The sequence below is a fragment of the Lachnoclostridium sp. An118 genome (genome assembly GCF_002160985.1).
In the GTDB taxonomy this organism is placed as follows: domain Bacteria; phylum Bacillota; class Clostridia; order Lachnospirales; family Lachnospiraceae; genus Claveliimonas; species Claveliimonas stercoravium.
In genome coordinates this window covers 12,592-35,238 of record NZ_NFLQ01000017.1, presented here as the reverse complement: position 1 = coordinate 35,238, position 22,647 = coordinate 12,592, and the positions used below count along the sequence as shown (strand labels likewise).

At 56.2% G+C, this 22,647-nt stretch carries 19 protein-coding genes; 17 read left to right on the top strand and 2 right to left on the bottom strand.

Annotated elements, in window-relative coordinates; all coding sequences use genetic code 11:
- Positions 1-103: 103 nt before the first annotated feature.
- Entirely contained in the window at positions 104-970 is an 867-nt protein-coding gene (locus tag B5E62_RS13165; RefSeq protein WP_275532591.1) for a phosphoribosylaminoimidazolesuccinocarboxamide synthase, read from the bottom strand.
- A gap of 217 nt (positions 971-1,187) precedes the next feature.
- Between B5E62_RS13165 and B5E62_RS13160 the strand changes: the two genes are divergently transcribed.
- The 3 genes from B5E62_RS13160 to B5E62_RS13150 all read left to right on the top strand — a co-directional run bounded on the left by B5E62_RS13160 (position 1,188) and on the right by B5E62_RS13150 (position 3,132).
- The gene (locus B5E62_RS13160) at positions 1,188-1,544 is read left to right on the top strand and encodes a molecular chaperone Hsp90 (RefSeq protein ID WP_087175001.1); all 357 of its coding nucleotides are present in this window, start codon (positions 1,188-1,190) and stop codon (positions 1,542-1,544) included.
- An 86-nt stretch (positions 1,545-1,630) separates the two neighbouring features.
- Positions 1,631-1,825 (top strand): DUF6472 family protein, encoded by a 195-nt coding sequence (locus B5E62_RS13155; RefSeq protein ID WP_033126677.1) that lies wholly within the window; start codon positions 1,631-1,633, stop codon positions 1,823-1,825.
- Positions 1,826-1,839: 14 nt separating this feature from the next.
- Positions 1,840-3,132: a glycoside hydrolase family 3 N-terminal domain-containing protein gene (locus B5E62_RS13150; protein ID WP_087175000.1), complete on the top strand. Its 1,293-nt coding sequence runs from the start codon at positions 1,840-1,842 to the stop codon at positions 3,130-3,132.
- A gap of 470 nt (positions 3,133-3,602) precedes the next feature.
- Here B5E62_RS13150 and B5E62_RS13145 read toward each other — a convergent pair whose 3' ends face one another.
- Entirely contained in the window at positions 3,603-5,900 is a 2,298-nt protein-coding gene (locus B5E62_RS13145; RefSeq protein ID WP_087174999.1) for a glycoside hydrolase family 3 C-terminal domain-containing protein, read from the bottom strand.
- A 212-nt stretch (positions 5,901-6,112) separates the two neighbouring features.
- Between B5E62_RS13145 and B5E62_RS13140 the strand changes: the two genes are divergently transcribed.
- The 14 genes from B5E62_RS13140 (at position 6,113) to B5E62_RS13075 (ending at position 22,606) form a co-directional block, all read left to right on the top strand.
- A complete protein-coding gene (locus B5E62_RS13140; RefSeq protein WP_087174998.1) occupies positions 6,113-7,147 on the top strand; it encodes a threonine aldolase family protein in 1,035 nt (344 codons plus the stop codon).
- 79 nt (positions 7,148-7,226) lie between these two features.
- Complete coding sequence (locus B5E62_RS13135; RefSeq protein ID WP_087174997.1) at positions 7,227-8,345, top strand: 4-hydroxybutyrate dehydrogenase; 1,119 nt, start codon at positions 7,227-7,229, stop codon at positions 8,343-8,345.
- 29 nt (positions 8,346-8,374) lie between these two features.
- The gene (locus B5E62_RS13130) at positions 8,375-8,671 is read left to right on the top strand and encodes a hypothetical protein (protein WP_087174996.1); all 297 of its coding nucleotides are present in this window, start codon (positions 8,375-8,377) and stop codon (positions 8,669-8,671) included.
- Positions 8,661-9,359 (top strand): response regulator transcription factor, encoded by a 699-nt coding sequence (locus B5E62_RS13125; RefSeq protein WP_087174995.1) that lies wholly within the window; start codon positions 8,661-8,663, stop codon positions 9,357-9,359. Before B5E62_RS13130 ends, B5E62_RS13125 begins: the two co-directional genes overlap by 11 nt.
- Positions 9,356-10,276, top strand: coding sequence for a sensor histidine kinase (locus tag B5E62_RS13120; RefSeq protein ID WP_087174994.1), 921 nt, complete (start codon positions 9,356-9,358; stop codon positions 10,274-10,276). The genes B5E62_RS13125 and B5E62_RS13120 overlap by 4 nt, the downstream gene beginning before the upstream one ends.
- 114 nt (positions 10,277-10,390) lie before the next feature.
- Positions 10,391-11,083: an ABC transporter ATP-binding protein gene (locus B5E62_RS13115; protein WP_033126659.1), complete on the top strand. Its 693-nt coding sequence runs from the start codon at positions 10,391-10,393 to the stop codon at positions 11,081-11,083.
- Positions 11,073-13,628, top strand: coding sequence for an ABC transporter permease (locus tag B5E62_RS13110; protein WP_087174993.1), 2,556 nt, complete (start codon positions 11,073-11,075; stop codon positions 13,626-13,628). The genes B5E62_RS13115 and B5E62_RS13110 overlap by 11 nt, the downstream gene beginning before the upstream one ends.
- Positions 13,629-13,712: 84 nt before the next feature.
- Complete coding sequence (locus B5E62_RS13105) at positions 13,713-14,315, top strand: hypothetical protein (RefSeq protein WP_143468871.1); 603 nt, start codon at positions 13,713-13,715, stop codon at positions 14,313-14,315.
- A gap of 110 nt (positions 14,316-14,425) precedes the next feature.
- Complete coding sequence (locus tag B5E62_RS13100) at positions 14,426-15,229, top strand: MerR family transcriptional regulator (protein ID WP_087175040.1); 804 nt, start codon at positions 14,426-14,428, stop codon at positions 15,227-15,229.
- Between the two features lie 224 nt (positions 15,230-15,453).
- Positions 15,454-15,780: a hypothetical protein gene (locus tag B5E62_RS13095; RefSeq protein WP_033126656.1), complete on the top strand. Its 327-nt coding sequence runs from the start codon at positions 15,454-15,456 to the stop codon at positions 15,778-15,780.
- Entirely contained in the window at positions 15,777-17,477 is a 1,701-nt protein-coding gene (locus B5E62_RS13090; protein ID WP_087174991.1) for an SWIM zinc finger family protein, read from the top strand. The genes B5E62_RS13095 and B5E62_RS13090 overlap by 4 nt, the downstream gene beginning before the upstream one ends.
- 9 nt (positions 17,478-17,486) lie before the next feature.
- On the top strand, positions 17,487-17,702 hold the full coding sequence (locus B5E62_RS13085; RefSeq protein WP_087174990.1) for an aspartate dehydrogenase: 216 nt from the start codon (positions 17,487-17,489) through the stop codon (positions 17,700-17,702).
- A gap of 82 nt (positions 17,703-17,784) precedes the next feature.
- A complete protein-coding gene (locus tag B5E62_RS13080; protein WP_242957926.1) occupies positions 17,785-20,469 on the top strand; it encodes a DEAD/DEAH box helicase in 2,685 nt (894 codons plus the stop codon).
- Positions 20,453-22,606 carry an ATP-dependent helicase gene (locus B5E62_RS13075; RefSeq protein ID WP_087174988.1) on the top strand — a complete coding sequence of 718 codons (2,154 nt, stop codon included), beginning with the start codon at positions 20,453-20,455 and terminating at the stop codon, positions 22,604-22,606. Before B5E62_RS13080 ends, B5E62_RS13075 begins: the two co-directional genes overlap by 17 nt.
- Positions 22,607-22,647 lie beyond the last annotated feature (41 nt).

Here is a 22,647-nt window from a genome sequence, read left to right as displayed (position 1 = left end):
TAGGCGAACAGTGCGGATATAAGGAGATAAAAAAGGGAGCCCCCAGGTTGGGAATGACCTGTGAGTTCCCTTTTTCTATGGTCTGTTTAATGGAAAAACCCGTCTACAGCTTCTCCCCTGTCAGCATCTCGTATGCCTGCAGATATTTGTCAATGGTCTTCTGCACGATGTCGTCCGGCAGAGTCCAGTCGTTGTCCGGGTTGGCCTTCAGCCAGTCGCGGGCAAACTGCTTGTCAAAAGAGGGCTGTCCGTGTCCCGGCTCATACCCCTCTGCGGGCCAGAAGCGGGAGCTGTCCGGTGTCAGCATCTCGTCGCCCAGGACGATGTTGCCTTCCTCGTCCAGGCCGAATTCGAACTTGGTGTCCGCGATGATGATGCCCTTTGACAGTGCGTAGTCAGCGCATTTCTTGTAGAGGGCGATGGTGCAGTCACGGAGACGGGCTGCGTACTCCTCGCCTTTTCCCGGGAAATATTTCTCCAGGTGGGCAACGCTCTGCTCGTAGGAAATGTTCTCGTCGTGGTCGCCGATCTCCGCCTTTGTGGACGGTGTGTAGATGGGCTCAGGCAGCTTGTCGGACTCCTTCAGGCCCTCAGGCAGCTTGATGCCGCACACAGTGCCGTCCTTCTGGTAGCTGGCCCAGCCGCTTCCTGTGATGTAGCCCCGGACGATGCACTCGATGGGGAGCATCTCCAGCTTGCGGCACATCATGCTGTTGCCGTCAAATCTGGGCTGCTGGAAGAACTCCGGCATGTCCTTTACGTCTGTGGATATCATGTGGTTGGGCAGGATGTCCTGGGTCATATTGAACCAGAATTTGGACATCTGTGTCAGCACGGTGCCCTTCTTGGTCACTTCATTTTTTAGGATCACATCAAAACAGCTGATGCGGTCTGTCGCGACCATGATCAGGCTGTCGCCGTTGTCGTAGATCTCGCGTACTTTTCCTTCTTTGATTGGCTTCATATTCAATACCTCATTTCTATGATATTTCTATGCTCTGTTGATGCTAAAGAGATTATAACACAAAAAATATTATTTGCTCTAATTTTTACATATTCTTTTATTAGCTTTTATAATAAGTGCTTATAATCATGCCAGTATCGCGCCGGCGGTCCTATCGCCCTCTTGTAAATCAGTGCTGTTGTGATATGATAGAGACAGGAAAAAAGAAAGGAAGGTGTCTGATATGAACAGAGAAGTAAAAGATTATGTTACAGAGAAAACCCATGAGCTGATGGAGGCACACTCCTGCAGCAGAGAGGCAAAGGAGGCCGCCCAGGCATGGCTTGACGCCGTGGGGACAGAAGGGGAGGCTGAGGAGACAAGGAAATATATCGCTGAGCTGGAAGCAGACATCATGCCACTGGATGGCCTGATCGCCTTTGCCGAGTCTGATATGGGAGCAAAGGTGTTCGGGGACAATGCCAGGGGTGTGGCAGACCACGGAAGAGAGCTCAAGGCTGCCGGGAAAAAATATTGTGACTGTCCGGCCTGCGCGGCTGTGGAGGCCATCCTGGAGAAGAAAGAGGAGATGCTGGCCTGAGTAGGCAGGGCAACACGTATCTGAAGCCGGGAGAGAGGTCCGAAACTACATTTCCCGACGGAAATCAAATGAAAACAGGAGCAAGTATGGCAGATAAGAAGAAAACGGTCCGGAGCTGTGCAGATTGTACCTACTACAGCTACGACGAGGAGTACGGCGGCTATGTCTGCGATGTGAACATGGACGAGGACGAGTATGTCCGGCTCATATCGGACAGCCGCTATGCCTGTCCCTACTACCGCAGCGGGGATGATTACAGGATCGTACGAAAACAAATGTAAGGGAATAGGGTAAGATGATGAGAAGACAGGGAAGAAGCTCCTCCGCAAAGAAAAAGGCGGCGCTGGCGGTCCTTGGCATCCTGCTGGCGGCGGCGCTGTGCGGGACGGCCTGGATACTCCTGAGAGGCGGCGGACAGGGGAAAACAGACACAGCCGGGACAGACCAGGACGGCCGGCAGGCAGAGGAAGAGGGACGGCCGGCAGAGGAGGACGATGCAGCCGGGGAAGAGACCGAGGATCAGACCCCGGAGGAGCAGCTGGCGGCGAGAGTGCAGGAGACGCTGGATGGGATGACACTGGAAGAAAAAGTGAACCAGCTCTTCATGGTGACGCCGGAGCAGCTGACGGGAGTGGGCACGGCTGTGCAGGCGGGGGAGGCTACCAGGGCGGCCCTTGAGCAGCACCCGGTAGGGGGTGTGATCTATTTTGCCCAGAATCTGCAGAGCCCGGACCAGACCCGGCAGATGCTGGCTAATACAAGCCAGTATGGGGAGGAGGCCGCGGGCTTTCCTATATTCCTCTCCGTAGACGAGGAGGGAGGCCAGGTGTCGAGGATTGCCTCAAATCCTGCCTTCCAGGTTCCGTCCTTTGAGTACATGAGCCAGGTGGGGCAGAGGGGAAATACACAGGAGGCCTATGACATCGGGAGTCAGATCGGGGCCTACCTGCGGGACCTGGGCTTTAATATGGATGCGGCGCCGGATGCGGATGTGCTGACCAACCCTGCCAACGAGGTGGTGAAATACCGCTCCTTCGGATCGGACCCCCAGCTTGTGGCCTCTATGGCGGAGACGGAGCTGCAGGGGCTTCGGGACCAGGGCATCATCGGCATGTACAAGCATTTTCCGGGCCACGGAGGGACCACGGCGGACTCCCACCAGGGGTATGCCTATGTGGAGGAAAATCTGGAGCAGCTCATGAGCCAGGCGCTGGTGCCCTTTCAGGACGGCATCGACAAGGGGGTGCAGGTCATCATGGTGAGCCATATTGCCTGCCCCAACGTGACAGGAGACAATACGCCCGCCACGCTGTCCTCCGTGATGATCACGGATGTGCTGCGCGGTCAGATGGGATTTGACGGGATGGTCATGACAGACGCCCTCAATATGGGAGCCATCACCTCGCAGTACTCCTCCGCCGACGCGGCGGTGAAGGCACTGCAGGCGGGAGTGGACATGCTGCTCATGCCGGAGGATTTTGAGAGTGCCTTCCAGGGAGTGCTCCAGGCGGTCAGCGACGGACGGCTGACAGAAGAGCGGATAGACCAGTCTGTGGAGAGGATACTGAGGATCAAGCTCTCCATGTGACCCCTCCGCGTGTTGGACATGCTCCTGAAAAGTAAATAAGAGCGCAAAGAAAATCCACTGTATCTTTTGATCTTTAAAGGTACAGTGGATTTTCAGCTTATTCCATCCATTGGAATTTACCTCCTTATTTACTTGATATCTATTTGAAACTATTATCTCAAATAGTGAATTTTTTGGATTTAAATTACTTTCCCATTGGTCTTTACCTCTTTCATTAGTTTTGTTGATAATTTGGATTTAAGATTAAGTTTTCGGTGGTCCGTCCTCCTTTTCTTTTGTTGTCATTATAATACCTCACAAAACTGGAAATGTCAATATAAAAAAACAGAAAAAATAAAATAAATAACAAAAATAACAGATTAAAAAGAATTATAAACAAAATAAAATTTTTAATTTGCATATAAAAATCAAAATTTTCAGATAAAACAGGAGCGGACCTTTAAGGTCTGCTCCTGTGTGGATCTCAGGGGCTACCTGACGGTGTCGGCAGCCTCCTGGAGTGTCTGGATGAGGGAAGTCAGCTCCTCCTCCGACAGTCCGGAGAAGCTCTTGAAGGAGCGGAGCGGAGAGTTCTCCAGCATTTTCAGAGTCATTTCCGGGGTGATCGCCTCGGAAGCGGCCTCTGAGGAGTTGTCCCCGCCTCCGGTCATGTCTGAGGCGAGACTGGTCATCATGGAGCGGATGACAGGGGCGGTCCTTTCATCTGCCAGCAGCTCTGCCACGGTGGTGTTCCTGTGGATGTGGAAGGGAAGCTGTGTCTCTGTGACAAAGCGGACGGTCCTGGTCAGTCGGATGTCCCTTGAGGAGGCCCCGGCCAGGATCTCGTAGTCGCCGGTGGCCGCGTACCAGTCGTGTATCTGCGTGTTGTACCAGGCGAAGCTGCGCTTGTCCAGCGTCATCTCCACAGTCTTCTCCTGCCCCGGCTCCAGGAAGACCTTGGTGAAGTTTTTCAATTCCTTCACCGGCCGGTCCGCGGCGCCTGTCCTGTCCGCCACGTAGAGTTGAACGATCTCCTTTCCGGCCACGGTTCCGGTGTTTTTCACCTTGAGGGATACGGTCAGGGTGTCACGGTCCGAGAGCTGTCCTCTGGAGAGCTGCATGTCGCTGTACTGGAAGGTGGTGTAGGAGAGCCCGTGGCCAAAGGGGAAGCGTACGTCCATCTCCTTCGTGTCATAGTACCGGTAGCCCACGAACACCCCTTCTTTGTACTCTACCGTCTGCCCGTCTCCCGGAAAATTCAGATAGGAGGGATTGTCCTGCAGCTTCAGGGGGATCGTCTCAGCCAGCTTCCCGCAGGGATTGGCAAGGCCGAAGAGGAGACGCACCTGGGCGGCGCCCACTGCCTGGCCGCAGAGGTAGGATTCCAGGATGGCATTCACATCGCCGGCCCAGGGCATCTCCACCGGGGAGCCGTTGTGGAGGACAACGACGGTGTTTTTCTGTACTCGGAGGATTTCCCGGATAAGCTCATTCTGGCACTCTGGCATCTGCATGTGAGACCGGTCGTAGCCCTCGGACTCAAAGGCGTCCGGGAGGCCGGCGAAGATGACGGCAACGTCCGCCTCCTCTGCGGCCTTTACCGCCTCGGCGAGGAGGGCCGGGTCGGTCCTGTCCTCCGCTGTATCGTAGCCCTGGGCGTAGGTGATATCAGAGGTGATCTCCGGCAGCTGCCCTGCCGCCTCCAGGGCTCCCGTGATCTTGCAGGAGTTGATGTGGGAGCTGCCGCCGCCCTGGAATCTGGGCTTCTGGGCAAATTTTCCGATAAAGGCGATCTTCTTTCCCGCTTTCGGCAGGGGGAGAAGACCATCATTCTTTAGGAGGACCATGGATTCCTCCGCGATCTTTTCCGCAAGCCTGTCATGCTTCTCCTTGTCAAAGTCGCCGGGCCTGCGGTGGTCCGCGAATTTAAAGATGATGCGCAGGATGCGCTCCACGGCTCTGTTAAGGACAGCCTCGTCCAGGGTCCCGTCTTTGACAGCGGCTACGATTTCTGCGTCCGTGTGTCCGCCGCTGGCGGGCATCTCCAGGTCCAGCCCGGCCTCCAGCCCCTTGACTCTGTCGTTGACAGCGCCCCAGTCGGACATGACATAGCCCTCAAAGCCCCACTCGTCCCGCAGGACCTCTGTCAGGAGCCAGTGGTTTTCGGAGGCAAAGGTGCCGTTGATCTTGTTGTAGGAGCACATGACGGTGTCCGGTTTTCCCTCCCTGACGGCCGTCTCAAAGGCAGCCAGGTAGATTTCCCTGAGAGTCCGCTCGTCGATCTCTGAGGAGCAGGACAGACGGCGGTACTCCTGGTTGTTGGCTGCGAAGTGCTTGATGGAGGTGCCCACATTTTTGGACTGCACGCCCTGGATGTGGGCGGCTGCCATCTGGGAGGCCAGATAGGGGTCCTCGGAAAAATATTCGAAATTGCGCCCGCATAAGGGTGAGCGCTTGATGTTCACCGCGGGGCCCAGGATGACGGACACGTCCTCCGCCTGGCACTCGTCTCCCAGCGCCTCCCCCAGCTCTCTTAGGAGCTCCCGGTCAAAGGAGCAGGCTGTGGCGCAGGCGGTGGGGAAGCAGACAGCCTTGATGCTCTCGTTTGCTCCCAGGTGGTCCGCCTTCTCGTTCTGTTTGCGCAGGCCGTGAGGGCCGTCGCTCACCATGACCTCCGGGACGCCCAGGCGCTCCACGCCCTTCAGGTGCCAGAAATCCCTGCCGGAGCACATGCCGGCCTTTTCCTCCAGAGTCATCTGACTGACAATGGTTCTGATATCGCGTTCCATATAATGTACCATTCCTTTCTAAAACGCCGGAATCTGCCGGCGCTGCCTTTTCTTTTACCATAGCATAAAGAGAGGGGAAATGACAGATGAAAATTTTCGGATTGCGGCGGCAAATGATATTGTATAAAATGATGTTAAGGCCAAAAGCCCGGGGCTATGATGCCTGCAGATTGATACAAATTGATACAAAGAGGTAAAAAAGGAGAGGGAAAATGATCAGATGGAACAATGACTACAACTGCGGGGCTCATCCCGCTATTTTACAGGCGTTTATGGATACGAACGGCGAGAGCTACGGAGGCTACGGTATGGACGAGTGGTGCGAGCGGGCGGCCGTTGAGATAAAGAAGCACCTGGGAGGGGCGGATGCGGATATCCACTTCATGCTGGGAGGCACTCAGGTGAACTACACCATGATCGCCGCGGCGCTGCGCCCCTACCAGGGGATCATCTGCGCGGACTCAGGGCACATCCAGGTCCATGAGACCGGGGCGGTGGAGCACACCGGGCACAAGATACACGTAGTCCCGGGGGTGAAGGGGAAGATCACGGCCCGAGCTGTGGAGAGGGAGGCGGAGGGCTACCGCTCAAGCGACATCCCGGAGCACGTGACCCAGCCGAAGATGGTATTCCTGTCCTTCCCCTCCGAGTACGGGACTATCTACACAAAGGAGGAGCTCTCGGACATCAGCCGGGTCTGCCGCAAGTACGGCCTGTACCTGATGGTGGACGGAGCCAGGATGGGCTACGGGCTGGGCGCTGAGGGAAATGACGTGACCCTGGCGGACATTGCGGCCGCGGCGGATATTTTCTACATCGGCGGCACCAAGTGCGGGGCCATGATGGGGGAGGCTGTGGTCATCGTGAATGAGGAGCTGAAGGACCATTTCCGCAGCTATATGAAGCAGAACGGGGGACTGCTGGCCAAGGGTTGGGTGCTGGGTCTCCAGTTCTACACCCTGTTCAGGGACGGCACCTACTTCGACATCACAGAGCGGGCGGACAGGTACGCCATGGACATACGCCGGGCCTTTGCCGAAAAGGGCGTAGAGTCCTACATCGACAGCCCCACAAACCAGCAGTTCCTCCTTCTGACAGAGGAGCAGAAGGAAAAGCTGGCCAAAAACCATATCTTTGAAAATCAGTTCCAGACCAGGGACGGCCGTTTCTGCGTCCGCTTCTGCACGAGCTGGAGCACAAAGGAGGCGGATGTGCAGGCCCTCCTGAGGGATATCAGGGCGCTCTAGCCGGAGAGGATTTTGCCGAAAAAGCGGACAGATATGATACAATGATACAAAAGCTGATTTTGACGGGAGGACAGAGGATATGAAACTATTTCAGGAGAAGCCGGAGGTGCATCAGTACGGCGGCGCGCAGGAGTTTGTGGAGGATTTCCAGATCGGGGAGGGGGATTTTGTCCTGGCGGGGAAATCCGTGCTTGAGGCCCATTTTGCGGGGCTGGAGAAGACCGGTGCAGTGATACGCTGCAAGAGCCGGTATGGCCAGGGAGAGCCTACAGACCTGATGGTGGACGCGCTTCTTGCGGACTTCCGAAAGACAGGCTGTGGAAGGATCATTGCCATCGGCGGCGGTGCGGTCATCGATATGGCCAAGATACTGGTGCTGGACGGAGATGCCCCGGCAGCGGATATTTACCAGAGAAGGACAGAGCTTAAAAAGGTGCGCTCCCTGGTGGCTGTGCCCACTACCTGCGGCGCCGGCTCGGAGGTGTCCAGCGTGTCCATCGCGGAGGTGACCGGGCTGCACACAAAGCTGGGCCTGGCCTGTGATGAGATTTACCCGGACCACGCGGTGCTGATCCCGGAGCTTTTAAAGGAGCTGCCCTGGCATTTCTTTGTCACCAGCGCCATCGATGCCCTGATCCACGCCATTGAGTCCTATGTGTCGCCCAAGAGCAATCTCTACACAAGGATGTTTGCAAAGCAGGCCATGGAAATGCTGCTTGGAGGCTTTCGGAAGCTGGCAGGGGAGGGGCAGGGCTGCAGAGAGAGCCTGTATGAGGAGTTCCTTGTGGCCAGCAACATGGCGGGCATCTCCTTTGCCAATGCGGGGACCGGCGCTGTCCACGCCATGTCCTATCCTTTGAGCGGGGTGTACCATGTGACCCACGGGGAGGCCAACTACCAGTTCCTCACGGCCGTGTTCCAGGCCTACCAGGAGAAGGCTCCAAATGGCGGCATAGGCGGGCTCAATGAGTTCCTGGCAGGTATCCTGGGATGCGGGCCCGGGCATGTCTACCGGGAGATAGAGGAGCTTCTGGGCAGCCTGATCCAGAGGAAGCCCCTCCGCGAATATGGCATGAAGGAGGAGGAGGTCAGGGCCTTTGCCGAGAGTGTGGAGGCGACTCAGCAGCGGCTTTTAAACCAGAGCTATGTGAAATTCACGGCGGACGAGATGGAGGAAATCTACCGGAAGCTGTACTGATAGGAAGCGATGGATGGGAGTGACGGAATATGGAGAAGACGGATATTTATATCACCCAGGGAAAGGATTACTGTGAGATGACCAGGGAGCTTTTGGAGGCCTGCTACGGCTCCCTCATCTACGCCCTGGACCGGGTGGACGAGACGGGGTACCTTAAGGGAAAGGTAAGAGAGAGTATTGCCATCGGCCAGGGGTTCCGGGGGAAGGAGGGAGAGCTGGGTGTGGGAAACTGCACCCGCTGCTTCCGGAGATCACTGGCAGGCTGCCCGCCCAAGGCGGTGGACATTGCGGAATTTTTAAAGAGGGAGTGGAAAGATGAGAGATAAGATGCCGGACAGGAGTATCCTGGTTGTGGAGGACGACCGGGAGCTGGCGGAGGGGATTGCCTGGATGCTGGAGAAGGAGGGCTTTATCCCTCTTGTGGCCCGCTCGCTTTCGGAGGCCAGAAGGCTGCACCGGGAAGCGGGGGCAGACCTGGTCCTTTTGGATGTGAACCTGCCGGACGGGGAGGGCTTTGACTTTTGCCGGTATCTGGCGGAGAGCGGGGGAGGCCGGAGCAGGACCCCGGTCCTCTTCCTCACGGCCCGGGACCTGGAGGAGGACATGCTGAAGGGCTATGAGCTGGGAGCCCAGGACTATGTGACCAAGCCCTTTTCCATGAAGGTGCTCTTGAAGAAGATCGATGTGATACTCAGGAGGGAGAAGAAGGACGCGGGGCAGATTTTTGACGACGGGCATCTGCGCCTGGACCTTCTGGGGGCAAAGGCGGAGGTGGAGGGCCGGCCCTGTCCGGTGACGCCCACGGAATTCCGGCTCCTTAAGGAATTCCTCTCCCATAAAGGGCAGCTCCTCACCTACGACCTGCTGCTGGACCGGCTCTGGGAGGGCGGCAGTCAGATCGTGGACCGGCACGCCCTGACGGTCAATATCGGCCGCCTCCGGGGTAAGATAGAGGACGAGGACCACAAATATATTTCAAATGTGTACGGGATGGGATATCAGTGGATCAGATGATGGCGATCACAGCCGCGGCCCTTGTCCTGGCAGGGATTTCCATCTGGAGGATGGGGCGGCAGAAAAAGGATATATATACATTTACAGAGGAGCTGGAGGAGAACCTGGATGCCCTCCTTGCGGGGGAACCCCTGAAAAATGACCAGGAGACCAGGGATACCCTGTCCGGGAAGGTGAATGAGAAACTGGCCCGCATCCAGCATATCCAGGAGAGAAGAGAGCAGGAGAGCCTGGAGGCCAAGGAGCAGATGAAGGAGCTCATCTCAGACATTTCCCATCAGATAAGGACGCCCATCGCCAATCAGAAGCTCTGCCTGGAAATCCTCAGGAGGGAGGAGCTCCCGGAGGAGACCGGAGTTTTTCTAGACAGGCTGGAGCACCAGACGGACAAGCTGGACTTTCTCTTTCGCAGCCTGGTGAAAATGTCCCGGCTGGAGACGGGGATCATCCAGATAAAAAAGAGGGACTGCGATCTGGCGGAGACGCTGAAGCGGGCCATCTCCGCCGTGGTGGCCGCCGCTGCCGCAAAGGATATCGAGATCCGGGCGGAGGCGGAGGGGCCTTTCCTTTTATCCCACGATTCCAGGTGGACAGAAGAAGCGGTGTTCAACCTTCTGGACAACGCGGTGAAGTACACCGGGCGGGGAGGCCGGATAGGACTGTCTGTCAGGAAGGGGGAAATCTTTGCGGAAATCCACGTGAAGGACACGGGAAAGGGAATCCCTCTGGAGAGGCAGGCGGAAATCTTTACCCGGTTCTACCGGGAGCCGGAGGTCCACGACGTGGAGGGGATTGGGATCGGCCTGTACCTGACAAGGCGGATCGCAGAGCTCCAGGGCGGATATGTGGAGGTCCGCTCCCGGGAAGGGGAGGGGGCCGACTTTGCCATCTGCCTTCCCCTGCAGGAGAGGGAGTGACGCGGTCACAGTTTTGTGATGATTCGGAACTGAGACTGGTTTGTGACTTTTGCGCTTTACAATAAAGCCATGGCCAGAGGAACCTATGGCCGGACGAGAAAAGGAGGCGTAAAAGTGGATAACTGGATCGTAAAGACGAAAAATTTAAAGAAATACTATCAGCTTGGCAAGAACACGGTGAAGGCGCTGGACGGAGTGGATTTTGCCGCGGCGGAGCGGGAGTTTGTGGCCATCATCGGGAAATCCGGAAGCGGCAAGAGCACTCTTCTGCACATGATCGGAGGGCTGGATGAGCCCACCTCCGGGGAGGTGTACGTGGACGGCCGGAGGCTTGCGGGCATGAGCCGGGAGCAGCTTGCCGTCTTCCGGCGCAGGAAGGTGGGTTTTGTCTTCCAGAGCTACAACCTGGTGCCGGACCTGAACGTGTATGAGAACATTGTCCTGCCCATCGAGCTGGACGGGCGCAGGATCGACCGGGCGTTTGTGGATGAGATCCTGTCCCTTCTGGCACTGGAAGAAAAGCGGGAGGCCCTGCCCGGCACCCTGTCCGGGGGACAGCAGCAGCGGGTGGCCATTGCCCGGGCCATCGCCAGCAAGCCCGCCATCATTTTGGCAGACGAGCCAACAGGCAACCTGGACACGGCCACCAGCCACGACGTGATGGGGCTTTTGAAGGTGGCGGCGAAACAGTTTCAGCAGACTATCATCCTCATCACCCACGACAGCGACATCGCCCAGATGGCGGACCGCATCGTGCACATCGAGGACGGACGGATCGTGAAGGCAGGTGATACCTATGCTGGCTAACAACAATCAGGGAGTCATCCGCCGGATGGCGAGACGGTCTCTTGCAAGCAGCCGGCGCAGGACCGTCATCATGGGCCTGGCCGTGGCCCTGTCGGCCTTTATGCTCTTTTCTGTGTTCACTGTGGGGATCACCTGGTTCCACATGTACCATCTCCAGAATATCCGCCTGGCAGGCGGGGACTTTGACGCGGTCATGTACGGCATGACAGAGGAGCAGAGGGAGAAATGTGAGGAAAATCCGGACATCGACAGGATTGGTATCGCCGCCGTGGCCGGCTCCGTCCTCTCCACGGATTACGACAATACTGTCAATGTGGGCTGCATCTGGGCGGACGATGTGTACTGGAACGATATCATGGCGCCTGCCAGGACCCAGGTGAAGGGCTCATACCCCCGGGAGGAAAACGAGGTCATGCTGACGCAAGGGGCGCTTGAGACCTGCGGCTTTGAGGACATGGGGCTGGGCATAGGCGACACCTTCCGGGCCCTCTGGCAGGACGGACAGGGCAACCAGATGGAGAGGGAGTTTCGGATTTCCGGCATCTGGGAGGGCTACGGGTCGCAGAATGAGTTCTATGTGTCCAAGGCCTTCTATGACCAGTGCGGCTACCAGCTCTCGGAGGTGGCTTCCGGCCGCTATTTCATGACCTTTCACAGGAATTTCTGGACCCAGGAGGAGCAGACGGCCTTCATCGACAGTATGGATCTGGAGAAGCAGCAGAATATTTTCTTCTCTGTGGAGGCCGGGTACTCCATCCCCATTGTCCTGGGGCTTGGGGGCATTGCCCTTGTCACCTGCCTGTGCGCCTGCCTTCTGATCTACAACATCCTGTACCTGTCCGTGGCGGGGAATGTCCGGTACTACGGACTCCTCCAGACCATCGGCATGACAGGGCGGCAGATACGCGCTCTGATGGGACGCCAGAGCGTCCTTGTGGGCGGTGCCGGCATAGCGGCGGGGCTGCTTTTGGGGACAGGGGTGTCCTTCTTCCTCATCCCCTCCATCATCCGGTTCCTCGGAGTGAGGGCGAAGGAGGCGGGTGCCATAGAGATCAGCTTCCACCCGGCGGTCTTCCTTCTGACCATCCTCCTGACCGGAGCCACGGTCTGGATTGGCAGCCGCAAGCCGGTGAAGCTGGCGGTCTGTGTCTCCCCCATCGAGGCGGCGGGCTACCGGCCGGTGTACGGCGGAAAGAGCGTGCGAAAAACCGGGAAGGGCCGCCTTCTGTGGCGGCTGGCGCTGCAGCAGCTCACAAAGGACAAACGAAAGTCAGCGGTCATCATTTTATCTCTGGCGGCCGGCTTTTCCGTGTTCCTGTGCCTGGTCACCATGATACAGAGTCAGGGCCCCCGGACCTACGTCTCCAACTTCATGGATCAGGACATGGAGATTGACAATGAGACCATGGCCAGGGCGGACAACCGGCAGTGGAAGGACATCCTGGGAGGGGACTTCCTGGAGCGGCTGTCGGACACGGAGGGGGTGTCCCGGGTAAGTCCGGTGCTGGCGGCCCAGATCACCGTGCCATGGGAGCCGGATTTCGCGGACATGTGGATGCGGGAGTTCTATGACATGTGGATGTATATCCCCTATGAGGATGACCTGCAGGAGTATAAGGAACACCCGGAAAACTTTGGGTCCTTCCTGGTGGGCATCACGGAGTCGGATTTTGACTATCTGACGGACTTTGTGGACGCGGAGATTGACAGAGAGGATTTCCTGGCGGGCAAGACCTGCGTCCTGTACCGGAACAGCCTGGAACTCACCGATGCGGACGTGATGGGAAAGACGGTGACATGCGGGGAATACCCGGTGGAGGGCCTTGCCGGGGAGGCGGACGCTGTCCTGAACGAGGAGGCCCTTGGAAACACCTGCAGCTTTGAGATCGCAGGCCTGACGGATGAGAGCTATTTTACCGGCCCCATGCTGGGCTGCCCGCCCGTGGTCATTGTGAGCGAGCAGGCGGTGCGGGAGTTTACAGACAGGTACTACGTGTCCAAGGCGGCGGTGCAGTACAAAGAGAGCTACGACGAAGAGACGGAGAGCGCGGTCCTCTCCCTTATGGATGCGAGCCCGGACGCAAAGGACTTTTCCTATACGTCCAGGATCCGCGAGGCGGAAACCGTCAAGAGCGCCCAGGGGAACATGATGGAGGTGGGCATCGGCGTGGCGGCCGTCCTGGCCTTTATAGGCATCCTCAACTATATCAACACGGTGATCGGCAATATCCAGAGCCGGAAGAGAGAGCTGGCGGCCCTGGAAAGCATCGGCATGACGGACCGGCAGATGAGGCGGATGCTGGTCATGGAAGGGCTTCTGGTGGCGGCAGGCTCCCTCCTTCTCGTGGGAACCCTGGGGCTTGGAGTCACCTACGTGATCTATCAGTCCATGAATTATATGGGAGCAGAATTCTATGTGCCCCTCTGGCCCGTGGCCGGCATGGCCGTCTTTGCGGTCTTTATCTGTGTGCTGGTGCCCCTGGCCTGCGGCCGGGCCCTGATGCGGGGCGGAAGCATCGTGGAGCGGATCCGGGCTGTGGAGTAAATAGGGGCGTGGAGTCGAGCAGGCTGTGGGCCTCGGGCCGGGGCGTGGAGAGAAGGCCGGGCAGGAGAGAAAGGAGTACGGAATATGAGGATTTGGATGGAAGAACAGGCGGGGGAGAGGGACCATTTTGCGGCAAAGATCACGCTGGCTTTTGCGGGGCTGGTGGCTGCCGTCATCGCCCTGCCCTGCGGGATTGTCGTACTGGCCCTGATATTGGACTGGCCGGTGGCGGAGGTGTCAATGGCAGCCTGCCTGATCGGAGTGGCGCTGGCGCTGTTTTTCGCAAGGCAGATCGGGAGGAAGGTCCATCAGTACTGCACGGTCTTCTGCCAGGACGATGAGGGAAGGCTCTTTGCGGTGGATATCCGGAAATTTGTGGGATATCAGAGAGGCCTGCCCGGGTTTATCCAGATGCTCTTTCAGATGCAGAAGGCAAAGACCAAGATGAAGAAAGATCACATCCTGGAGCGGTATCTGCGCCAGAGACCCAGCCTTACAGGCGTGGAGACCCAGATCTTATCTGTGGAGAGGATGCGGCCTGCGGAAGACGGCCTGCGTGTGAGATGCCTGGTGGAATACCCCAATAAAAAGCAGGGGAAGAGGAGCTACCTGCTGGTGAGCGGATACGAGAACGAGGGGGAGCTGGTGGCTGCCTTTGAGAGGCGGCTTCGGGGAGCCGTGATGTGATCTGTTAAAAATAAAAGAAAATTCCCAAAAAGGGGTTGACCCTCCTCCTGGGGCAGGGCCTACACTGTTATCAGATCCGGATCACAGACTGCAGAAAGGGGAAGAGGAACATGCTTCAGATTGGTGAATTTTCAAGAATATGCCAGGTGAGCGTAAAGACGCTGCACCACTATGACAGGATCGGGCTCCTGGCGCCGGCAAAGGTGGACGTCCTGACAGGGTACCGCTACTACGAGCCGGAGCAGATCGACGTCATGAATTACATCCAGCGCCTGAAGCGCTACGGATTTTCGCTGGAGGAGATACAGAAGCTGCTCACCCTTTCAGAGGACAGAGAGATTTTGACCATGCTGCGGCAGCAGAAAGAAAAGATCAAGTGGGAGCAGCAGGAGAGGGCCCTCATCCTGAACGAGCTCCAGACACATATTTCTGTATTTGAAAGGACAGGTGACATGATGACATACCAGAAAGGCTACAGGATTGAAGTGAAAGACTCGCCGGCCATGAACGTGCTGACAAACCGGGCCATGATGAGCGTGGATGAATTCGGGAAGTACTACAGCCCCCTCTTTGAGCGGGTGCCAAAGGAGCGGGTGACCCCCACCGGAATAAACGGGTCCAGGTACTACGACAAGGAGTTTGACCGGGAGTCCTCGGATATTGAGCTCTTTATCGGAATAAAAGAGAAGGACAAGGCGGATGAGGTGATGGAGCCCCGCCTGTGCGCCATGACGCTCCACAGGGGTAGCTACTCCACCCTCTCGGAGGCCTACGGGGCGGTGGTCTCCTGGATCCTGGATAACAGCTATGAGATGGCGGGGGAGCCCTTTGAGCTCTATCTCAGGACCCAGTTTGACACCCTTTCCCCGGAGGACTGGGAGACGGAGGTGTATTTTCCGGTGAGGAGGAAATAAAGGGAGAGAAATAATCATAGCGTTAAGACTTACAATCAAAGAAGGCTGGAGGGACAATTAAGTCCGGTTTATGGGACTCACTTTCTGTTATGATATGGGTGGATAACAGGAAGTGAGTTTCTTGTTAATTAAATTTAATAATGGTACAATGATCATACTAATTTTGTTTGCGTGTTTAACAGTGATTAAGCACTATATTCTGGATAAAGAGATAAGGAGAGTAAATGTTTGAAAAGGCACAAAATGAAAAAAGCAAGGTAACATATGATTTTACAAATTTGTGGTCAACACAATTTTTCGGATTTTATCAATTTAAAAATTTTTTGGAATTTGCATCGGATAAGAGTGTACAAATCGATTATCTGAAAAGTAGAGATGTGATATGGGGGAATGAAAATGGGGAAGGCCATTTGTATGATATGAAAATTTCGGATTTGGAATTCTATTATGAAGCTATAGAGAATTTACTGACAGTACTGGCAACAGCGCTAAAAAAAGTTGATATATATGTTAAAGATGAAGGGCAAATATTAAATGGAGAACACCAATGAAAAACTGGCAGGAATATTTTCTTCCCCGTATCCTGGAGCGGGGCTGGAACTATTATAAGGACGGTGCTGTACAGTCTCTCACCACAACGCCTACAGGCTATAGGGCCACTGTGTCGGGAACAGAGGACTATGAGGTGGAGATTGAGCTGAATGGGGATGAGATTGCAGAAATGTACTGTGACTGCCCCTATGCGGACGACGGCAATTACTGCAAGCATATGGCGGCAGTGCTCTACGCGGTGGAGGAGGAAGATGTAGAAGTCTTCGCCTCTGGAAACTGCGGCAAGAGTGCCCAGGCTGATAAAGCAAAGAAAAGCAAAAATAAAAAAGAGGATCAGATACAGGAGATCGTAGCGTCTATTCCTGAGGAGGAGCTGCGGGGCATTATCATGTCCCTGGCGCGTCAGGATGCATCTTTTTGTAATACTCTCCTGACAAAATACGGACCCAGGGATCCGATGATGCTTGTGCGTCTGGAAAAAGAGGTGGATGAGATCGGATGGCGACACTCTGACCAGAGCGGCTTTGTGGACTATGAGGAAGCCTATGATTATGCATGTGAATTACAGGATGTCCTATACGAGCACGTGCCTGAGCTGATCGGGAGAAATTGCCTGAAGGAGGCATTTGAACTGACCAACCATGTCTTCCACGAAATTGGGACCAGGGATATGGACGATTCTGATGGTGGGACGATGGAGGTGGCAGGCGCGTGCTATGAGATGTGGCGCCGGATACTGGATGCGTCAGATGAGAGGGAAGAGGAAGAAATGATCCGGTGGTTTCAGGAGCATCGGAAATGGTATGTCTTGGACTATCTGCAGGATGTCATGGAAGAGTTCATGATAAGTGAGTTTGGCAATGAGGAGCTGCTCCACGAACAGCTGTGGGATCTGGATGGACAGATCAGGGAGCTGGAGCAGAGCATGGACAAGGACTGGTATGCCGGATATCAGTGTGAGGAGGCAGTCCTGCGCCGGATCAGCATTATGGAGCGTCTGGGATATTCCAGGCAGGACATACGGACGTACAGAGACCAGTACCGACAATTCTCCGGGATACGCATGCAGGAAGTCAGAGAGTACCAGCAGGATAGAGACTATGATAAGGCTGCGGAGGTGCTGAGAGAGAGCAAAGAGCTGGATAAGGACAAGTGCGGCCTGGTGTCGGATTACAGTCAGAAGCTGATCGACATTTATGAAAGGACGGGAGATCAGGTTTCTTACAGGAAGGAACTTCTCTGGAATGTGTTTCACTGCGGACAGAGCGGTCTGGAGTGCCTTCTGAAATTAAAAAGTGTATGTACAGAGCAGGAGTGGAACGGATACCGGGAGAAATATCTGGAGCAGTCGGGAAGAGAGCCTGTGAAGTTTATGCTGCTGGAGCATGAGAAATTGTACGGGCGGCTTCTGGCGGAAATAGAGAGGGAAGGATGGATCAGCCGGCTTGACCAGTATGAAAAAGTGCTGAAGGAGCATTTCCCGGAGCGAGTAAGGGATATGTATATCCGCTATGTGCAGAGTCAGGCGGAAAGGACATCCTACAGGAAAATGTATAAGGAGCTTGTGGTATATTTAAAGAAGATAAAGAGATATCCTGACGGAGAAAAGATGGCCCGGAAGATTGCAGACGAATGGAAACAAAAGTACCGGCGAAGATCCGCCATGATGGATGAGCTTGGACGGGCTGGGTTTTAGGAGGAAAATATGTTTCACAGAAAAAAGAAAAGTACGTCAGCTTACGACCCGGCTACCCACATTCCGGTCATACGGTGCAGTATCTGTACCGGGGAGCAGGTAGCCGGCTTTCAGGAAACTGCCACCGGAAAATTCACAGATATCTGTCTCATACGGAATGAAGCGGATCTGAAGGAGTTTCGGGAACAGTACGGGATCAGCGGCGAGATAAAAAAGATATATTAAGACATATTGAGGATTGTATCCGGCACCACAATATGTTATGATACATAGACAAACACATGTTCGAAAAAAGGAAGTGGCTGCAGTGCGAGAGCAGACGAGCGAAGACCTGACAATCTACACAAAGACCGTTCCGGCGCGGACAGGAGAGTATGCGGACTTTCCCAGCGCTCTCCTGCCGGAAATAAGGGCCTATCTGGAAGGGCAGGGGATTTCCAGGCTCTACACCCACCAGGCGGAGATGTTCGAGAAGGCAGCCGCAGGGAAAAACGTGGTCATCACCACATCCACGGCCAGCGGCAAGACGCTGAGCTTTCTGCTGCCTGTGCTGCAGGCTGCCCTTACAGACCCTCTGACGAGAGCTGTTTTTGTCTACCCCACAAAGGCCCTGGCCAGCGACCAGTACCGGGCGCTGCAGCCGGTGTTGGAATATTTCGGGGAGGGCCGTATCTCGGCGGGGGTGTACGATGGGGATACTCTGCCCGCTGAGAGGAGCAGGATCCGGAAGAATGCCAACATTATCCTTACAAACCCGGAGATGCTGAACGCGGCCTTTCTTCCCAATCACAGTAAATATGGATTTGACTTTATCTTTGCCAATCTGAAATACGTGGTGATCGACGAGCTCCACAGCTACCGGGGCGCCTTTGGGGCCCACCTTGCCAATATTTTCCGGAGGATGAAGAGAGTCTGCGGGTATTACCGGTCCGGGCCTCAGTTTCTCTGCAGCTCGGCCACGATCGCCAATCCGGTGGAGCTGGCGGAAAAGATATGCGGAGTGCCCTTTGCGCTGATTGACAGGGACGGTTCTCCGGCTCCGGAGAAGGAGTACCGGATCTTGCAGCCGCCCCGGATCAAGGGCAGCAATGACAAGGTGTACGGCAGGCGCTCTGCCTCTTCCGTGGCGGCGGAGCTGATCCCGCGGCTTGCCAAGGAGGAGCACCATTTTATCGCCTTTGGGAAGAGCCGGAGAAATGTGGAGGTTATTTTAAAGGAGGCCAGGGACAGGCTGGACGGAGCCGGATTTCTGTCCGGGGCGGACGGCTCCCGGATCGCCGGGTACAGAGGGGGCTACACCCCGGAGGAGAGACGGCAGATCGAGGGGAAGATGGCCACGGGCGAGCTGCTGGGCCTGGTGTCCACCAACGCCCTGGAGCTGGGGATCGACATCGGGAAGCTGGACTCTACAGTGATCGTGGGCTACCCGGGGACGAGAGCCTCCTTCTGGCAGCAGACCGGGCGGGCCGGGAGAAGCGGGGAGAAGTGCGTCAACTATCTGATACTGGAAAATCAGCCTTTTGACCAGTACATTGCCATTGCCCCGGACTGGCTCTTTGCCGGCGGCAGCGAAAACGCCATTGTGGACCCGGACAACCTGCTGATCCAGCTCTCCCACATACGGGCGGCAGCGGCGGAGCTCCCCCTGTCGCTGGACGACGCGGCTCTTTTCCCGGACCTGGGGGAGGTGATCCCGGTGCTCCTTCGGGCAGAGGAAGTGAAGACGCTGGCGGGGCGATTTGCCTGGGCAGGCCCTGCCTTTCCGGCGGGCGATTACAGCCTGAGGAACATGGACAAGACAAGATACAAGCTGCTCCTCCGGTCAGGGGGAGATGGAGACATGCGGGAGATCACGGAGATGGATGAGTCCCAGGCCTACCACGAGCTCCATCCGGGGGCGGTCTACATGCATGACGGGGAGCTCTACGAGGTGCTGAAGCTGGACCTTGTAAGCCGGACGGCGGAGGCGGTGCCCTTTGACGGCAACTACTACACTGTGCCCGCGGGAAACCAGGAGACCAGGATCCTTCAGGTGTTCCAGCAGGAGGATTTTGAGCGGAGCCATATCAGCTTCGGGGACATTAATGTGAACGAAGTGATCTCTATGTACAAAAAGCTTCAGTTCCACAACCATCAGAATCTGGGCTATGTGTCCCTGACAGTTCCCCTGCAGGAGGACTATGACACAGAGAGTACCTGGATCAGGATCCCGGAAAATGTAGTGCAGACCTACCGGGGACTCCTGGCGCCCACCAGGACGGGAGAGCTGGCGCTGAACAACCACTTTGAGGGCATGGCTTATGCCATTAAGAATGCGGCTATGATGGTGACCATGACAGAGCGGGACGACATAGACGTTATTGTCTCAAACAATGCTCTGATCCCAAACGGCAGCAGGGAAGAGGAGGTCTCTCTATTTATTTACGACAAATACGAGGGAGGGCTGGGCTACTCCGAGAAGATCTATGACCTGATACCCCAGATCGTGGACGCGGCTATCCGGATGGTGGGAGGATGTGCCTGCGAGGACGGCTGCCCTGCCTGCGTGGGGGATTACAGCCTGGACAAAAGGATGGTCCTGTGGGGGCTGGAAAATCTGAGAGAACAGACGGCTCCTCCGGCCTTTCACGGCAAGCGGCTGGAGGCGGAGGTGCCCGTTATAGAGAAGGAATTTTCCTTTTTTAAGCTGGCGGATCAGTGGCCTGCCTTCTGCGACCGGGTAGTGAGAAGCGGGGAGAGCGGAGGCGCCTTTCTGGGAGTGATACGGAAAGTGGAGGTAGAGGGACACTGCCTGACTCTGACTCTTGGAAGCCGCTTTTATGAGGCCTGGCTGGAGGAGCCGGACAACCGGCGGGGTCTGGAAAATACCCTGCGCTACTATGCAGTCTGCCCGGCAGATATGCAGGTGCGGTTCCGTGTGGAGGAGGACGCGGAGCGGGTGGAAAAGACAAAGGGAAAGCTGAGGCGCAGATACGATGACAGACTTTCATAACCCATATCGACTGAACACATATCAGATGGAGGCGGTGCTGGATGAGAGCCCCGCCTGTGTGGTCAATGCCAATGTGGGGAGCGGCAAGACTACAGTGCTCATTGAGAAGATCCTGCACCTGCACTTTGAAAGACAGGTGTCCCTGAGGGACATGGTGGTGCTGACCTTTACCAACAAGGCCGCGGATGAGATCCTGCAGCGGCTTGCCCGGAGGAAGCCCTCTGTCAAAGAAGATGAGACGGCCTGCTTTGGGACATTTCACAGCGTGGCGCTTTATCTGCTGAAAAACTGCCTCCCCACAGAGGAGGCGGGGTGGACCAGGGAGTTCTCGGTGATGGACCCGGATGAGGAGGCGGAGCTTGCCCTGGCCATCGCGGCGGAGCGGGATTTGAAGATCAAGTACAAGAACAGATTGAAAAAGCGTATGGAGCAGGAGTACACTTCCTGGCTGAAGGGGAAAACCTCCAGATATAAGGACGAGCTTTTTCTGCTGTTCCCTCTGCTGGAGGAGGAAAAGAAAAGACAGAACAAGATGACCTTTTCCGACCTGCTCCGGGTGAGCACAGCCCTTCTGAATAACGAAGACAGGTGTCCGGAGTGGATCATTGTGGACGAGGTGCAGGACAGCGATGCCCTCCAACTGGATTTTCTGGAGGCGCTGGGGACAGACAGCGCCGGGCAGCGCCGGTCCCGGCTCTTTGCCGTGGGAGACCCTGATCAGGTGATCTACAGCTGGCGGGGAACGACGGAAAATATGTTTTTCCTCCTCAAGCACAGGTTCCAGGCCAAGGAGCTCTCCCTCCCTGTGAATTACCGGTCCAACGCCTCAATCCTGGAGGCGGCGAACCGATTTCTCCAGTTCGGAGGGAAGATCGAGGGGAGCCGGGAGGGCGGCGAAAAAATTACGGTCCGTAACCACTACGACCCATTCCAGGAGGCGGAGTATCTGGCCGGGCGGATAGAGAGCCTTCACAGGGGCGGGCTGGCCTACAGGGAGATAGCGGTCTTTTACCGCCTGCAGCGGCAGTCGGAGGTTCTGGAGAAGGTCTTTCAGAGGGCGGGTATCCCCTGCAGCCTGTCACTGAAAAAGACGCTGGGAGATGTGCCGGTGCTGGACTACCTGGTGAAGGTCCTTAAATTCTCCGTCAACCCCGCTGACCGCCAGACGGGACTGCAGGTGCTGACGGACCGGAAATATGGAGAGAAGGTCACTCCGAAGAGAGCGGCTTCCATCCTGGAAAAGGGGGAAGGAGGCGTCCTGCCTCTCCTTGACAGGATGACCGGGTTTCGGGAGGCGATGATGGAAGTGGAAAAAGATAAGGGAAAGGAAGAGATTTCAGCCCGGTGGCTGTTCGATTACTTTGACCTTCATACCCAGCTGCACCCTACCTCAGCTGACTATGAGAAGGATGCCAGGGAAGCGGGGAAGCTGCTGGAGCATCTGTGCCGGTCCTGCCGGGAGAAAGACGGCTCCTTCCTGGAAAACCTGCGCCGTTTTCTGGACAGCTCCATGCTCTATGGACTGGAATTCCTGAAGGAGAGCGAGCAGGAGAAAGACGGCGTCCGGCTGATGACGATTCACGCCTCCAAGGGACTGGAGTTTGACACAGTGTTTCTGATTGGTGTGAACCCGGGGCTGATCCCCCTGCGGTGCCAGAGCTATGAACAGGAGGAAGAGGAGAGGCGGCTCTTCTTTGTGGGCATTACAAGAGCCAGGAACCATCTGGAGCTGTCCTATTACACCAATCCCGGAGAGCCGGGCGTGCTGGAGGGATACAGCTCCTATCTGCGGATGATCCCGGAGCATCTCCTGGACTGGGGAGAGCTTCAGGGCCAGAAGGAAAGACGGGCCGATCTGCAGGAGCTCCGGAGAGAGGTGGCGGCGCAGATGCGGAAAAACCGTGTGGAGCAAAAGCCAGTGGAGCGGAAGCCAGACCTTGACCCTGGCTCCGGCCCGGCGGAGCCCTGTGTGGAGGAGCCGCATCCGGCGGAGGAAAAAGTCCGGAGAGCCCGCCACCGGAAGTATGGAGAAGGGATCATTGTGGGGGAGGACGAGATGATGGTCGAGGTGGAGTTTGAGAACTACGGGAGAAAGCAGTTCCTGAAGGCCCTGGGGGAAGTGGAAGAGGCAGGATAAAAAGACGCTTGGTGCAGTTTATAGATAGAGGAGATGATGAC

What these genes read in the sequence shown, in the direction of transcription:
- B5E62_RS13160 (WP_087175001.1), top strand. Translation starts at nt 1,188, where the DNA reads ATGAACAGAGAAGTAAAAGATTATGTTACAGAGAAAACCCATGAGCTG.
- B5E62_RS13155 (WP_033126677.1), top strand. Translation starts at nt 1,631, where the DNA reads ATGGCAGATAAGAAGAAAACGGTCCGGAGCTGTGCAGATTGTACCTAC.
- B5E62_RS13150 (WP_087175000.1), top strand. Translation starts at nt 1,840, where the DNA reads ATGATGAGAAGACAGGGAAGAAGCTCCTCCGCAAAGAAAAAGGCGGCG.
- B5E62_RS13145 (WP_087174999.1), bottom strand. Translation starts at nt 5,900, where the DNA reads ATGGAACGCGATATCAGAACCATTGTCAGTCAGATGACTCTGGAGGAA.
- B5E62_RS13140 (WP_087174998.1), top strand. Translation starts at nt 6,113, where the DNA reads ATGATCAGATGGAACAATGACTACAACTGCGGGGCTCATCCCGCTATT.
- B5E62_RS13135 (WP_087174997.1), top strand. Translation starts at nt 7,227, where the DNA reads ATGAAACTATTTCAGGAGAAGCCGGAGGTGCATCAGTACGGCGGCGCG.
- B5E62_RS13130 (WP_087174996.1), top strand. Translation starts at nt 8,375, where the DNA reads ATGGAGAAGACGGATATTTATATCACCCAGGGAAAGGATTACTGTGAG.
- B5E62_RS13125 (WP_087174995.1), top strand. Translation starts at nt 8,661, where the DNA reads ATGAGAGATAAGATGCCGGACAGGAGTATCCTGGTTGTGGAGGACGAC.
- B5E62_RS13120 (WP_087174994.1), top strand. Translation starts at nt 9,356, where the DNA reads ATGATGGCGATCACAGCCGCGGCCCTTGTCCTGGCAGGGATTTCCATC.
- B5E62_RS13110 (WP_087174993.1), top strand. Translation starts at nt 11,073, where the DNA reads ATGCTGGCTAACAACAATCAGGGAGTCATCCGCCGGATGGCGAGACGG.
- B5E62_RS13105 (WP_143468871.1), top strand. Translation starts at nt 13,713, where the DNA reads ATGAGGATTTGGATGGAAGAACAGGCGGGGGAGAGGGACCATTTTGCG.
- B5E62_RS13100 (WP_087175040.1), top strand. Translation starts at nt 14,426, where the DNA reads ATGCTTCAGATTGGTGAATTTTCAAGAATATGCCAGGTGAGCGTAAAG.
- B5E62_RS13095 (WP_033126656.1), top strand. Translation starts at nt 15,454, where the DNA reads ATGTTTGAAAAGGCACAAAATGAAAAAAGCAAGGTAACATATGATTTT.
- B5E62_RS13090 (WP_087174991.1), top strand. Translation starts at nt 15,777, where the DNA reads ATGAAAAACTGGCAGGAATATTTTCTTCCCCGTATCCTGGAGCGGGGC.
- B5E62_RS13085 (WP_087174990.1), top strand. Translation starts at nt 17,487, where the DNA reads ATGTTTCACAGAAAAAAGAAAAGTACGTCAGCTTACGACCCGGCTACC.
- B5E62_RS13075 (WP_087174988.1), top strand. Translation starts at nt 20,453, where the DNA reads ATGACAGACTTTCATAACCCATATCGACTGAACACATATCAGATGGAG.